The organism is Halobacteriovorax sp. GB3 (assembly GCF_028649655.1).
Classification (GTDB): domain Bacteria; phylum Bdellovibrionota; class Bacteriovoracia; order Bacteriovoracales; family Bacteriovoracaceae; genus BSW11-IV.
Genome location: NZ_JAQSLN010000002.1, coordinates 153211 through 168621, shown reverse-complemented (window position 1 = coordinate 168621; position 15411 = coordinate 153211). Strand labels below are relative to the sequence as shown.

Annotated in this window: 13 protein-coding genes; all 13 read right to left on the bottom strand. The window is 33.8% G+C overall.

The genetic code is table 11. The annotated features are described in order from the left end of the window. Position 1: 1 nt before the first annotated feature. Positions 2–862 (bottom strand): class I SAM-dependent methyltransferase, encoded by an 861-nt coding sequence (locus HBN50_RS05400; RefSeq protein WP_273868508.1) that lies wholly within the window; start codon positions 860–862, stop codon positions 2–4. Next, positions 862–2706 (bottom strand): glycosyltransferase, encoded by a 1845-nt coding sequence (locus HBN50_RS05395; RefSeq protein ID WP_273868506.1) that lies wholly within the window; start codon positions 2704–2706, stop codon positions 862–864. The genes HBN50_RS05400 and HBN50_RS05395 overlap by 1 nt, the downstream gene beginning before the upstream one ends. Before the next feature lie 7 nt (positions 2707–2713). Beyond that, a complete protein-coding gene (locus tag HBN50_RS05390; RefSeq protein ID WP_273868504.1) occupies positions 2714–4618 on the bottom strand; it encodes a hypothetical protein in 1905 nt (634 codons plus the stop codon). Between the two features lie 75 nt (positions 4619–4693). Continuing rightward, positions 4694–5608, bottom strand: a complete 915-nt coding sequence (locus HBN50_RS05385) for a transketolase family protein (protein ID WP_273868502.1) — start codon at positions 5606–5608, stop codon at positions 4694–4696. Further along, positions 5608–6414 (bottom strand): transketolase, encoded by an 807-nt coding sequence (locus tag HBN50_RS05380; RefSeq protein ID WP_273868499.1) that lies wholly within the window; start codon positions 6412–6414, stop codon positions 5608–5610. The genes HBN50_RS05385 and HBN50_RS05380 overlap by 1 nt, the downstream gene beginning before the upstream one ends. Continuing rightward, the gene (locus tag HBN50_RS05375) at positions 6411–7529 is read right to left on the bottom strand and encodes a DegT/DnrJ/EryC1/StrS family aminotransferase (RefSeq protein ID WP_273868498.1); all 1119 of its coding nucleotides are present in this window, start codon (positions 7527–7529) and stop codon (positions 6411–6413) included. Before HBN50_RS05375 ends, HBN50_RS05380 begins: the two co-directional genes overlap by 4 nt. A gap of 85 nt (positions 7530–7614) precedes the next feature. Continuing rightward, positions 7615–8424 carry a polysaccharide deacetylase family protein gene (locus tag HBN50_RS05370; protein WP_273868497.1) on the bottom strand — a complete coding sequence of 270 codons (810 nt, stop codon included), beginning with the start codon at positions 8422–8424 and terminating at the stop codon, positions 7615–7617. After that, positions 8414–9541 carry a GNAT family N-acetyltransferase gene (locus tag HBN50_RS05365; protein WP_273868496.1) on the bottom strand — a complete coding sequence of 376 codons (1128 nt, stop codon included), beginning with the start codon at positions 9539–9541 and terminating at the stop codon, positions 8414–8416. Before HBN50_RS05365 ends, HBN50_RS05370 begins: the two co-directional genes overlap by 11 nt. Further along, a complete protein-coding gene (locus HBN50_RS05360) occupies positions 9532–10620 on the bottom strand; it encodes a DegT/DnrJ/EryC1/StrS family aminotransferase (RefSeq protein ID WP_273868495.1) in 1089 nt (362 codons plus the stop codon). The genes HBN50_RS05365 and HBN50_RS05360 overlap by 10 nt, the downstream gene beginning before the upstream one ends. Beyond that, entirely contained in the window at positions 10620–11810 is a 1191-nt protein-coding gene (locus HBN50_RS05355) for a glycosyltransferase (RefSeq protein WP_273868494.1), read from the bottom strand. Before HBN50_RS05355 ends, HBN50_RS05360 begins: the two co-directional genes overlap by 1 nt. Continuing rightward, on the bottom strand, positions 11807–13264 hold the full coding sequence (locus HBN50_RS05350; RefSeq protein ID WP_273868492.1) for an oligosaccharide flippase family protein: 1458 nt from the start codon (positions 13262–13264) through the stop codon (positions 11807–11809). The genes HBN50_RS05355 and HBN50_RS05350 overlap by 4 nt, the downstream gene beginning before the upstream one ends. After that, positions 13264–14733, bottom strand: a complete 1470-nt coding sequence (locus HBN50_RS05345; protein ID WP_273868491.1) for a hypothetical protein — start codon at positions 14731–14733, stop codon at positions 13264–13266. The genes HBN50_RS05350 and HBN50_RS05345 overlap by 1 nt, the downstream gene beginning before the upstream one ends. Next, positions 14727–15410 carry a hypothetical protein gene (locus HBN50_RS05340; RefSeq protein ID WP_273868490.1) on the bottom strand — a complete coding sequence of 228 codons (684 nt, stop codon included), beginning with the start codon at positions 15408–15410 and terminating at the stop codon, positions 14727–14729. The genes HBN50_RS05345 and HBN50_RS05340 overlap by 7 nt, the downstream gene beginning before the upstream one ends. Position 15411: the final 1 nt, after the last annotated feature.

Sequence of the window (15411 nt, the reverse complement as noted above, 5' to 3'; positions counted from 1 at the left end):
TTTACTCCATGTTCTTCATTTTTTGAAAAGTTACAATCATCTCACCTCCATAAAATGGTAAGGGTAACCTTTTAAGAAATCTAGGAAGTGGTTTGTAAAACAATGAAAAGATCCACCTAAGCTCAGGTCCAAAAAAATTCAATTGATGATAAACATATTCAGGTGTTAGTTTTTTCACATGAGCATCAAATAATACTTCCCCAAAGTTGTATTTCAAAGCTAATTTTTTTAAACTTTTCCTCGAAAAATAAAAAGTATGTTCAGGAGCAGCATATGGAAACCATTTGCTTCCCAACAGATACCTTAAAAAAGATCCTTCATTTGGAGTTTGTATAACAAGCGCCCCCCCTTCCTTGAGATTTTTTTTCGCGAATTTAAAGATTTGTACAGGATCTAACATATGCTCAATTAGCCCAAATGCTGTTATGTAATCGAACTTCTTGGACGAGTCGAATTCTTCAATTGCTCCATTGAATATTCTTCCACAATGCTTTTTATTAGCGATATCAGAAGCATTTTTTTGCAACTCAACCCCATATGTTTCCCAGTCTTCTTTAGCGACGAGATCTAAGAAAAGACCATCAAAGCATCCTATATCTAGTAAAGAAGGTTTTTCTGGAATATTAAGCTTATTCTTAATGTAAGTTAAAAGTTGATGATAAACATCTAACCTTGCAGATGAGTTTTTAACATCATAATTTCCGTTATCTTCTCTTTCTTTATAATGTTTTATTAATACATCCATCGACGGCATAGGAGATAACGAGGAGACATTACATTCATTACATCTTAAAAAATTATAACCTTGCTTTTTAAACATAAAGTCACGTCGATCTGAATCACAAATTTTACAGTTTTCCATTATCTTTCCATTTGTTTAATATTACCAAAAATACTTAATGCTTTTTCAAAGCTTACCGATTTTTCACTATTTTTAGTTGCTGTACAACCAAAATTAATAATCTCTCTATTTAAATCTCTAGAATTAGCTTCTAATATATTTAAAAGTAACTTTTGCATCTCATCAACTGGTAATTGTCCTATGATCTTCTTCCTAACATCCTCTTCAATCGAATCTCCTTTCACAAAAGAACCAATTCTAAGAACACTTACAAGAGGTATTTTCATATTAGATAGGACAAGCTTTTCATAATTTATTAGTCGATCAACATTAGAATCCGTTGAATTGATTACAGTTCTTTCGTCACATAGTTTTTTTTCCTTCCCTATTGCTTCAGAATAAACAGCTAAACTAGAAAAAAAGTAAAATTTTGGTATTTTCAATATTGCCAACATTTCCAAAAAAGCATGCATCGACAATATATCATCTTCAATTTTTTGTTTTTCATTAGAAGAGTTAGAATCAGTGAAAAAGAAAACAGATTGAACTCCTCTTATAGATTTTAAAGCACAACCGACATGCCCGATCTCGCCATGAACAACTTCTACATTTTCACCAAATCGACTAAGAACAGAATCACATGTGCCCTTATTTTTTTCCAATAACCTAACCTTGACTCCATTTGATATTAAAAAATCAATAAGATTCTCTCCATATTTTTCGACAGCCCCAACAAGTAAAACAGGTGCATTTTTTAAAACGATTGGAGCTAAAATTTCACTGCTAATATGAGGAGCAAGATTTAAAAAGATTCTTGGAAGAGTGACAACAGGAAACAAAAGAAGAGAAAACAAAAAAAAGAACAACTGATTTTCAAATAAAACAGAACCTAAAGTAATCAAGGCGACAAAGACCATCAAGAAGAGTAAAGATTTTTTAACACTAGAGGCTTCCCCATTTCTACCATAAATTCCAAAACTCCATGCCCCAGTTAACAAAAATAAACATGAAAAATAAAGTTCATACACAGAAACCGCTACATTAAACAACTTCAAGATAGTAAAAAGAAAAAAACTTAAAAATGATATTGCTAATAGATCATATAACAATCTTGCTTTATTTGGACCCATTTCAGCGTACTCTTTTAATAAGCCCTTTATAGGATATTTCAAATAGCTCCAAAAGACATGAGGCTGATAAACAAACGAACTACCTCGCTGATCACAATCTCTAGTATAAAGAGTAACAGGAATTTCAATGAAATTTAATTTCCTTTTTTTTAGAAAATATAATTCTTCCATAATTGACGGAAAACGATTTTCTTGAAAATCAAAGTCATGAATATATTCTAGCTTAATAGCACGATACCCATTAGTACAATCACTTAAACCCAATCCAAATAACTTTGATGCTACAATATTACCTATCCACGAAATAACCCACCTCTTAAATGGTACTCCTTCAACACGCCCTCCACCTTTGTAACGTGTTGCCTTGATAAAGTCGTAGCCTTCATACATTTTCTCTATAAAACGTGGAATATCCTTAGGGTCATTCGTCAAATCCGAATCTAAATGTATGATGTATTCAAAACCATTTTTATACGCAACCTTATTTGCTGAACTCAAAGCTTGACCATAACCCTTATTGGATTCATGAACTACTAGAATAAAGCCTATTTCTGATTTTAATTTCTGTAAAACTTCAAGAGTATTATCAGAGCTACCGTCCTCAACAACGAGCAATTGAACATCCGCATTCTCTATAGAAGAACACCATTGATGTATTGTTCTAATACATCGTTCAGCACCCATAGACTCATTAAACATTGGAACCGCAACACAAACTCTAATTTTTTTTTCCATAAACTCTCTATATTCTTATTATTTTATAACTATCATTTTTGTAAACTACAGGATATTTTAAATTATTTATTTCAGAGCTGATTACGATATAATTCAAGCCAAACTTCATCTTTATGCGCTCCAGCTCATAATTATTTAACTCCAAAATCTTTCTCCCATTTGTTATTTGTTTTATACTTTCTTCATAACTATAACTTTTTAAAGTATAAAAATAAGGATTTCCCACTTTAAACTTTATAACAGGTCTATTCGCTATAACTCTCCAACCATAATAAGATGGATGATCTTTAATATAGAATCCTTCATTCTCATCAGTATTTTGATTTACCCATACCTGCATTTGATAAAAGTCTTTACTCTTATTTTCGATGTAGTTTGACCCACTAATATATTTACGGCCAAGTCCAAACAAAATGAAAAGTGGCAGCAAACCTACAATTTTATATTTTCTAAACAGAAAGAGAAAAAGGCTTAAAAGAAAAAGTGTTGCAAGCGGAAGATAACTATTGAAGTCAATCACTTCAATCCCTTTACTGTATGAGTAAAGAAAGAGTGAAAAGACTGAAAAGCTGCAACCAATAAGAACTTGTTTTACATATTTTGATTTAAACTGCGAGTAAAGAATAAGAGCGAATAGCAATCCTAACAATACAACCTGGAGTTTTTTATCAGGGATGGCATATGCAAAACACTTCACAAAGCTTACAGACATAATAAAAAGAGACACAAGTCTTTGGCCAATTTTAAGCTTAGGCATTTTCTCTTGTGATATAGGTAGAAAGTAGAGGGCCAGACCAAATATACCAACAGAATAAACAAGTGATCCAAACTCAGAAGCATTTAGTAGAATGAGAAGACCAATAAATTGAGCGACAAGATCTTCATCACTTAATCGGATAATTCCTAAGATCAAAATTGGAATTGAAATAAATGACAAGAGTTGTGTTGACCTTGTTCCAATGAGGCGCATTCCAGGAATCACACCAAACTTAACAGAGAGAATGTGAATCAAGATAAATACACAACATGCTATTCCAGTAGATAGGTAAACATTTTGAAATCTCTTATGAACTTCTTTTTTATAAAAATAGCTGAAGGCAAGAATAAGAGCACCCAATAGGAAAAGAATAACTGGAATAATACGGCTCATTCCAGGATTGATATGTCCATTAGAACGAACGAGCTCTTTTAGAATTGATCCAGCAATCTCACTTCCTTTTGAGGCATTGATCAAAGGCCAAGAAATAAAGAGCGCAAGGCCAGCAACTAAAGCACAACAGTCTCTTAGAAAACTTTTTACACTAGTAAAAGTTAAAAGGAGATAGATCCCATAGATACCAATTCCATAGACTCCCATTGAGGGATGGAAGAAACCACCTATTATCACGAATAACAATGCAAGATTTCTTCTCTCTCTCAAAAGAAATAGTAGGCTAAAGCCAATAAACGGTAGTGCAAATAATCCGGCATAAGGCATCCATTCAAGACCACCATAATCAGCTAAATTTTGATTTGTAGGATTAGCTAAAGCACTAAAAAATACGGCTAGGTATGCCGTAAGGTCATTTTTGAAGATTTCTTTTGAAATTAAAAATGTAGCGAGAAAAAAAAGAAAAGATTGTAAAAAGATAACAACCTTAGCAATAGCAAGGGCCGAGATTCCAAACTTTAAAACAATAAGAGTTGAAAGATAATTTAGAGCAGATGCATTTGCAGGTAAAATATTATTCTGAATTTCGTAGTCATTTATAAAACGAGCACTATCTTTAAGATAATTCGAATAGGCTAAAAAAGAATCATCTCCTGCAATTGTAGCAAATCTGATATCAAAGTCCCCAACAAGGAAGATGACAAATATAAGAGAAAAAATAAAAAGGAAAATGATATTTTTATATCTTGAAAGAGCAGTCAAAATTACACCTGGATTAAGAAATAAAACAGGTGTAATTCAACCACAATTAATTCGCTTTATAAACAAAAAACTCGGCTATAACAGCTCTAAAGCGACTTTTTCAATCTCTTTAGCATCCATTTTGTAGTGAGCTTTTAAGTAAGGTTGAGATCCAACAATTGAAGAAAAACCTTCTTTCATCCCAATTCTTCTAAAAGGGATCTTATCGTGGGAACTCTCCATCCACTTTTCAGCGACCAATCCACCAAGACCACCAACAACAGTGTTTTCTTCAACAGTAATAAGCGCCTTATGTTTTGCAACATCACTAAGCCATTGTTCTGTTTCAACATTATTTAAGTCTGGAATTGTATAAACTGAAGAAGTTAGATTATGATTTTTTTCTAATGATTCAGCTGCTTCAAGAACATCAAGACAAATCCCACCACAAGTTACAAAACAAACATCACTCCCTTTTCTAACTAGTTGAGGCTCATTTGTTTTATATTGAGAGAAATCTCTGTCGACAGGAGCATTTGTTTTATCTAAACGAAGATATGAAGTTCCTTTTGAATTAACGAGATGCTCAGTAATATGCTTAACCTCATTTAAATCTGTTGGAGCATAAACACCCATTGGAAAAGATCTCATGATAGAGAGGTCTTCCGTTGCATGGTGAGACATTCCTAGAGCACCATAGCTAAATCCACCACCGATTGATACAACGGTTAGATTTGCATCATGGTAGCAAGCATCATTTCTAATTTGCTCTAAACACCTTAACGTTGAGAAGTTCGCAATCGAGTAGACAAAAACTTTAAATCCTTCAAGAGCAAGCCCAGTAGCTAAACCTAGCATATTTTGCTCTGCAATTCCGGCATTGATAAATTGATCAGGAAGTTCTTCTCTAAATTTATCAAAAACACCAAAACCTAGATCACCAGTGACAAGAATAACTTTTGAATCTTTCTTAGCTAATTCGCTCAATTTTTCAATGAAAGCGTCTCTCATTACTTATCCCTCGTTAACTCTTCAAGAGCTGCATCAAATTCATCACCTTGAGCATTTCGATAATGCCAAAGGACTTGGTTCTCCATAAAGCTTACGCCTTTCCCCTTGATCGTATCAGCAATAACAACAGTTGGTTTATCACCAATAATAATGCTGTCAAACGCACCAATAAGGGCCTTGTGATCGTGTCCATCAACTCTCACGACATTCCAGCCAAAGCTTTCCCACTTATCAGTAAAAGGTTCAAGGGCCATTGTGTTTTCAACAGTATCAAGACTTTGATACTTATTATAATCAACAACAGCAACGAGGTTTCCAAGTTTAAATTGATTAGCAAATAGAGCAGCTTCCCAAACAGAACCTTCATCACACTCGCCATCACCAAGAACAGTGAAAACTCGATGACCTCTTTTTAGTTTTTTAGCCGCTAAGGCCATACCAACGGCCACAGGTAATCCATGACCTAAAGATCCCGTAGAGAATTCAACACCAGGGATTCCTTTATGCGAAACGTGCCCACTTAAATTCGATCCATCTTGATAATGAGTCATTAGCTTTTCCTTATCGAAAAAACCAACTTCAGCAAGAGCAGCATAAACACCTGCTCCGGCATGACCTTTACTTAGAATGAAACGATCTCTATTTTCACTTTTAGGATTCTTCACATCATATTGAAGAATCTTTCCGTATAAAACAGCGATAACATCGGCCATGGAAAAAACACATCCAATGTGTGAGCTTTTTCCACGGCTAGTCATATTAAGTGCGTTAATTCTTATATTTTTTGCTAATTCTTCAGTATTCATAGGCTCTTATAAAACTTAGTAATCGTTTCACAAACGTATTCAATATCGTCATTAGAAACAGACATATTAATTGGAAGAAGTAGCATAGTAGATGTAACTTGCTCAGTGAATGGAAGATCCTTAGACAGCTTAAGGGCCTCAAATTCGTGAACAGCTTTTCCACCCCACTGACAAAGAGTTCCAATATTATTATCGGCAAGGAACTTCTTCAGTTCATCTCTTCTTTCAGCTCTAATTTCATAGTTTTGAAAAATATCAAAATAGTCTCCACCTTCAGTTGGAGCAGGAGGAAGAGCAAGTTGCTCGAGATCTTTAAGTCTATCATTATAAATAGCAGCGATCTCTCTTCTTCTTGTAATAACTGATGGGTATGACTTTAATTTCTGATTAAGGAAAGCTGCTTGAAGGTTATCCATTCTAAGATTTAGACCCCAATCAACAACTTCACCAGTTTCAGGACATCTACCGTGATCTCTTTGAATCATTAAGCTCTTGTAAACTTCTTCATCATTTGTAAAAACGGCACCAGCGTCACCAAAACATCCTAATACCTTAGCAGGGTAAAAACTGATTGAACCAGATGATCCAAAAGTTCCTGCACATTGTCCCTTGAATTTCGCACCAAGAGCTTGAGCTGAATCTTCTACAATTTTAAGATTATACTCATTGGCAATCTCAATAATATCGTCCATTTTTGAACAACGACCGTTTAACTGCGTTGGAACAATGAACTTCGTCTTATCAGTAATATTCTTTCTAATATCTTCAACAGAGATTTGGTGATCAGGAGCACACTCTACAGGAACAGGTTTTCCTCCAGCATAGTGAATGGCCGCTGCTGTCGCAACAAATGTGTGAGAAGAGAAAATACACTCATCACCCTCTTTAATTCCCGCAGCTCTTAAACCCATAGTAATGGCATCAGTACCGTTAGCAACACCAACAGCATATTTAACTCCTACAAACTCTGCTAAGTTTTTTTCAAACTCAGTTAAGTCTTTTTGGAGAATGAAGGCTCCTCTACTACAAACATCTTTGAAGATGTTCATATAAGTCTCTTCTTCAGACTTAAAGACATAAGGATAATCAAAAAATGGCACTTTGCGAGTTGACATAAAAACCTCTTTTAAAATGTCGATTATTGGCTAAAAGTATATACAAACTATAACGAGAGAGAAACAAAATCCTTGCAATATTTGTTTAGAGATCGGTTTTCCCTTTTTGCATCTTCCCAAGGTAGTTATAGGCTCCTTCAATCTTACACACTGCATCCTTTAAAGTGTCATCCATATCAATCATGACCCTTGGAATACAGAATAAATCTTCACATTTGACCTCAGTAGACATGAACGTCGCATAGGCAGATTTAAAACCTACGTCCTCTACTCTTTTTAATATGTCCTTATTGATTGCCCCATTCGGATAAGCAAAGTGGGTTGGTTTACGTCCGCACATCTGTTCAATTTCTTTTACACTTCTCTCAAGTTCGTAAGTCACTTCATCAAGAGTAATTTCATTCAAAGAAATATGAGTATGAGTATGGGCCTCAAATCTAACAAGATCATCATTCATCGATTTAATATCATTAAGCTCAAGAGGGATCAGCTTTTCACCCCCTTCAGTGAACTCAACTTCTTTTTTTACAAAACCACTCGCGATAAAAATGGTCGCAGGACAGTTATATTTTTTCAGGATAGGATATGCGACATCAAAATTATCTTTGTAGCCATCATCAAAGGTAACAGCTGCATACTTATGAGCATTTTTACTACTCTTAACTAAATTCGCGATTTCATCTAAATGAACAACAATATAATTTTCAACAAGATACTTTATTTGCTTTTCAAACTCATCCGTATCAACCCTCAAGCCTTCTCTGTTAAGAGATTTTCCAATTGAGTGATAATAAAGAATTGGAATATGTTTTTCGAATCCCGACTTTTTATTGAACGTAGAATAAGCAAAGGCACCTGCTCTTTTTATAACCTTTTTAATTTTTCTAACTTCCATGTTTACTAAGCTTCCTATACAAAGAGTTTAATATCTTATTTTGTTTTACCATTGGTTTAACTTTTTCTTTTAAATCATTTTTGGTTTCAAATAAAAGTCTATCCATTGGTCTTTTGAAGTAATTAAATTGAAAACAGTCGACACTCTCATTTGCCCATTTTAATTTATAATTCTCAACTCCAATCATTAAATCAAAGCCCTTCATCTCATTTAAAAAGCTCGATTCTACAAGGTATGAAAGATGCAGTTTTCCTAGAGATCCAATCCTAATTGCGGAATCAAAACTTGGAATCCAATAGCGGAAATGGTCTCTATCTTTGAATCCCATGACCACTGAGACCACTTTATCATCAATAATAATCCCACTTATATTAGTCTCTGAAACTGGAGATAAATCATCGATCAATCTCTTATAAAAAGAAGATAATTCTTCTTCTAAAAAGAAACTTGTTCCGACTTTGTTTTCTTGTCTTGATACGTGAAACTTAACGAGACTCTTATAAAGGTCCTCTTTTTGATCGTGATCGATAAAAACAGGCTCACAATTAAATTCTTTTTTAATTTTATTTTTGGTTGTTCTAAGTTCCTGCCTAAGCTTTTTACTTAATTTTGGGAAAAAGCTTTCCCAGTCCTCTTCTATTTTCAATACAGGAGCATGGCAAATAAAAGAAGATACACCATTTGATTTTCCGAGATATTTCTCAAGTTGCTCAAAAGATAAAGAATCATTTCTTACTCTTGAAAGCTCTATTTGAGACCACATCTTCTTATGCTCATTCAATGTAGCGAAGAGCTCATTGAAGAAATAATCGGCGAAAGTATTATCGAATATAAAGTCAGAATAATCGGCAACGTAGTCATCATTAAGGAATGAAAGAACAGATTTTCTGCCTCGCTTTTTTAACGACAAAGGAGCTATCCCAACAGGAAGACCTTCTTTATTACTAACGACAACAAGAAACAGTTCTCCCTCATTCTTTCCAATTGTCTCATACCAATTGTAATTCCAATGCCAAGATGAAAAGACTGTTAAATGTTCATTCAATTCATAAAGTCTATCCCAGTCTTCTTGAATTGATTTAAATGATGCTAGATCATTAATAATCTTTACTGACATAGTATTTCCTTCACATGAATTTGGTGAGAGAGAATATCTCGATGAGTAGGAATCCCTATAAATGAAGAGCACTTGCTTCTTAGTTCTGCATAGGAATCATTCGTTTTTATAATTTTTTCATTATCTACGAAAGGTTCATTCAAAGAAGGCTCTAAAAACAGTCCTTCTCTATAAAGAGATTCAAGGATGTTATCTCTATTTTCCAGTCTTACAGGAACAATATATGCAATCGCATCTTTATTTGATTCGTGAATTAACACTTGGACTTTTGACTTATCAAGTGACCTTACGACTGATTGAAAAATAGTATTTCTCTCTTCAATATATTTTTTTATAGAGATAAATTTTAATAAATGACGACTGATCTTTGAGATCCTTTTAGAATAATTCTGAAAAGATAAATCAAGGTCTTCATAGTTTTTAAGAGGTTTCGAAAGCTGAATTTTTTTATATTTAAATTTCAAAAAAGAGCTCAACATGGGCTTTAGTAAAATCACCATAAAGCTAATGAATTGCTTAACTTCTTCTTTAAAAGATTGATTATTAAACCCAATATTATTGAGATTAAATTGTTCGTTATTGCAAACCAGTACTGCACCATCAGGTATCGGTAAAAATTTGCGCAAACTAAAAATAGAAAAATCGCCTATTTTCCCGATTTGAGATTGATCTGATGACGGCATTGTTAAGGCACAGTCTTCAATCATATAAATTTGATGCTGATTACAAAACTCTCTGACTTTTTGGGCCGATGATGAAAGTCCGAAAAAGTTCACATAAAGAAATATCGACACATTCGTTAAGTCTAAATTTTCATTAAGAACAGGATTAAATTGATCATCGATATCATAATAGAGGATCTCATATCCCTGATTAATAATTGGAGCGATGGCCACAGAGCAAATTGAGGCAGGAGCTAAAACTCTTCTTCTCTCATCCTCTCTCTTGATCAATTCAAGTGCCTGAAAGATCCCATTTCTAGCATGAGATAAGAAGACACTCTCTCCAAGACCAAAGTGAAACCTCTCATTTTTAAATGAGAGAGAAGAAAAAGAAAATTTTGGTCTCTGCCAAAGCATTAAGACTCCATCGACAATTCAACAAACTTCTTAACTTGCTTTCCACCATCTGAATTTGCCAACAAGTTTTCAGCAAATTTTCTAGAATTATCTGATAGAAGATTTCTTAATTCATTATCTCTTCCGATCTCTTCTATAGCATCGGCAATTTCTATTTCAGATTCAGGTTCGATTAGATACGCTGTATCTTTGTGATTCAATTTATAAGGGATTCCGTTAACTTTAGTTGCAATCACTGGTAGACAATACGTCATTGCTTCGTAAATCACTCTTGGAAATCCTTCTCCAGCATACGAAGGAACAATAAAGATATCGGCCTGCTTATAATTTTCCATAAGACGATCATCATTACTTAAATGACCTGTAAAACGGATATAATCTTGTAAATTATGATCTTGAACGTAAGCTTCCAGACTAGGCTTTTCTTCACCATCTCCTACAATTGTAAGAGAGTAATTTGTCTTTCCATTTTTAACTAGATATTCAACAGCTTTAATCAAATAAAGACAACCCTTTCTCGGGATTAGATAACCAACAAAGAGAAGAGAGATCTTTTCTTTTTCTTCAATGGACCTAGGAGTTAATTTTAACTCTGGCCAATTTAGTCTTGGAATCGTTTCAACGACAGGAAGTTTAACGTAATCGTATTTTGACTTTAAAAGGCCACCTGCTGTTAATGTAAATTTCCCATCGACAACAGCGGAATCCTGAAAGTAAGCAAGGAGCTTGTGATAAATAGGATGAATAATCTTTCCAAAGAAACCTTTCCAAGGAATCAATAAATGAGATTCTTCAGGCCAGTCAGAGGCGAGATAACAAGAGTAAGGTATTCCTCTAAAACGGCATATCATAGAAGTAAAAGCCGCCGGATATCCAGGAAAGAAAATATAGACGAATTCCCAATTTTTGGAGAGCTTCAATAATTTAAAAATCATTAAAATTATTTGTAGCTTCTTTTTTACTAGTCCAAAAAAGAGAGGGAGTTCAGTTACTTTTATATTTGTAGCTTGAAACTTTCTTTGAGCTATCGACTTATAATAGTCATGCCCTTTTTTGTATGAATAAGTTACGATTTCGACTTCATCAAAATGCTTGGCAATATTATCGAAATAAATGGCCTCACCTTCTGTGTAATAATAATCTTTACCATCAAAGGCCACTGGCCCTTCAGGAATTATTGTCAACTTCATTCCATTACCTTCTTTTTTAAAATAAATTCGGAGCTTCGTACGCCAAACAGCGTCATTACAATGTAGTAAGCGGCAGCTCCAATGCCAATCGATAAGATTAGGCTTAAAACGGGAGAATTAATACTTACAAATCTTTGGAATAAAAACAAACTAGCTCCCATCACTAAACAAGATATCATTGATTTCACAGCAAATAAAATAGGAAATCCCCATCGAATATTTAGCTTGAAATTGAGCCCTAAAACTAAAATAAGAAGAAAAGCAAAAGAAATACATGTAGCAAGGGCGGCTCCTGTAACTTGTAATTTTGGAATAAGTACAAGATTGAGGACAATATTTAGGGCCCCAGCAACAGTATACAAGCTTGCCTGTAATTTCATACGCTTTAAGAGTAGAAAGCTTTTTTGATAATACTGAAGAAGTGCTGAGATAAAGGCCGTTATCAATAGGTATGGAACATACTCATTCGCCGCTTGATATCGTTCATCAAAAAATGTAGCAAAGACATCTTTTGACACAAAGAAAATACCAACAATCGCAGGTAGAGCAAAGAGTAAGTATGTCTGAACACCTTTATCTATTACATAGGATGTATCTTGCTTTAATTCCCATGAATCAACGATCTTAGAGTAATACGTCATAATGAGAGTTGTACCAATAACTCCTAAACTATTTGCAATAATTAAGTTTGAAACGTTATAGAATGAAACAGATTCTGGTCCCAATAGGATATTGATCATATATCGATCAGATTGGATAAGAATTAACCCACCAACTCCCGTCATAATAGTTGGAAGTCCAAAATGAAGAACTTCTTTAATAAAAGATTTATCAATTGATAATGAACTGATTTTAATACTTTTTGATACTAAAAAGATAACAAATAGAAAGGACAAAAGTGTACTACACGCCCAAAGCGAAAATAAATACGAAATGTCCTTAGTGAGAAAAACAGAACAAAGAACCACCCCTAGCTTCATTAAGTTATTGAGTACAAATACAAGGGCGTAGCCCGTGGCATTCTCATCGGCCCGCAACGTACATAAGTTTAAATCGACTAATGAATTCAGAAGATAAAAAACAAGAATCTGGACAATCATCCAACTCGTGGCCCCAGGAAATAAGGGAAAAAAGAAATTTATAAATATTGCAGATAAGATGACAATCAAAGATGCAAAAATTTGAGTCAATATTAAACTACCGTAAGTACTCTCTTTAGATCTCTCTTGAGAAGAATAGAACCTAAGAATACTTGTACCAACCCAAGAGCTTCCAAATAGAGTTAGGAAGTTAATAGAGGTTATATAAATAACATACTCTCCATAGACTTCTGTAGAAAGACTTCTTGTGAGAAGAACAACAATTAAAAAAGAAAAAACTGGCGAAAGAAGCTGCGCTACTAAATAAGCAACCGCTCCCCTTCTAAAAAAGTCCTGAATTCTCTTAATCATCATTAATTTAACTCAACAGCTTTATCCCAGAATGTTTCCTTAATCTTGATCATACAATCATCTACAGTATTCGTCGTATCAACTTCTAAAATTTTCACATCTTGTGGAAATTGAATTTTTTGAAACAATTCATAGCGAGACCTGACAAACTCTTCAGGCTCAGGGTTATCTCTTTTAGAATTTCTAACGAGAGTTTCATCCAAAGGAGCTGAAACTTTAATAATGAGATTTGGAGTTCCTATTTTATTATAAAAATGAGACTCAACTTTACCTAGAAACTTCCCAAGTCCGGCCTTCGCATCGATTCTAGGACCATCAATCATACCAACTTCTTTATTTGGAAAACGGTCTGTTAAAACGATAAATCCTTTATTCTTATACTTCATAAGTTTTTTAGTTAAAAAGTAACGATCAATTGCATCTGACATACAAATGAGAGGATGAGGCTTATTCTCTTTTAACTTTTTGAGCTTAATTTCTTGATCTTTCTTTTCATCTACTTTCTTAAAAGAGTTTAGTAATCCCTTTATCTTCACTAATGAAGGGAGAGCTCTTCTAAAAAGAGAAGTAAAAATAGTCGCAGGAGGTTTCCCACAATGTACGCGGACATATGAAAAATCAGATTTCACCCACTTCTCAAGTCCATTACTTAGAGTCGTCTTTCCACTGGCTTCCGTTCCTACAAATGAAACAATCATTCCATTCTTAGAAATTTTCCTAAAACTTCTTCCTTTAAAAACACGGCCCTTAATAATCATAAGAGCAAAGAAGATAAACCTTAAAGCTTCAATATAGAGAGAGTTTTTAATTCTATACTTATTAAGATGCTTATAGACAGCTAGTCCCTTTTTAATTCTTACTGTTAGTGGTTCATTATCAACTAATCTCTTAGTTAATTCCTGAAAGTGCTCCAAAGTAAACTCTGGAAAATAAGAATTTAGTAATCTCTCTACTACACTCCAATCACTTCTCTCTAAAAGCCAGTTAAGTTCTTTGTTAATGTTTTTGTAATCATACCAAAGTAGCCTCAACTCAACGATAGAGATGTGTTCAATGTACTTTCTAAGAACAAGTAAAACGAGTTCAACCTCAGGAAGAGGAATTTTAAAAGAACTTGTCTCTTTCAAATTTTCAAAAATTATATTCGTCGGTATGTTGTAATTTTTAAGAATTGACCCACCAGTGATTAATTCGTAATAAACATGAAGATGAACAATTTTCCCAGAGTCTTTGTCGATACCGTAATAATGTAGGATTTCATCACTCTCATTATAGAATGGCTCTTTTGTAGGTAAGAAACCTAGATCAAAAATAACTTTTTCAAAATCCGCTCTACATTTCTTTTCGACAAGTAAATCGACATCTCCAAAACCGTTTACAGTTTCTTCTAGGATATTATTACTCTTCCAGTGACAAAACTTAACATTTGCCTTATCAGAGTTATCAATAATTTCTTTAATAACTTTTAACATAAATCCTCTTCATACTTTTTTTTATTACCGATGAGAAAGTCTTCAGATGAAGTGATTCTATCATTACAGAGCTTTAAAACTTCTTTAAAAAGATCATGAGCGCTTTCAACAAATTTCAAGGCCTCTTCATCACTATTGATACGACTTGAGCGATCGGTTCGCTTTAACATTCTTTCTTTTAAAACATCCATGCTTTCATGAAGTACAACAACTTTGTCAGTAACTCGAAAGCTTTTACAAAACTTTGAAACACCTTTTAAATTCACTTCTGAGTTAGGCTGAACCCATAAATTATGTAAAAAGTGAAAGGGCCCCTCATCAAAAATCACATTTTCATTCTTTAATCGAAAAAGAACGACAAGGCCGAGTCTTCTTAACAACAAACGCAAAATTGTAATCTTTGGCTTTAAGCCTTTTTCGACAGCAACGGCCTTTAACAATACTTGATATGAAAATGACAGATTGAAAATGAAACCAACTATTGAAAGAGGACTCAAGATTAGATCTAATTTAATATTGTGATTTGCGCAATTATAGACAAGAGAGTTAGATGATACGATTCTCTCATTATCAGTAACAAATTTAAATTGCCCTTGCTTAGCAAATTCAGAATTTGCCAATTTTTCACAATAAGAAGATTTCCCCGAACAAGTTGGACCAGACAATTCAATAATCATA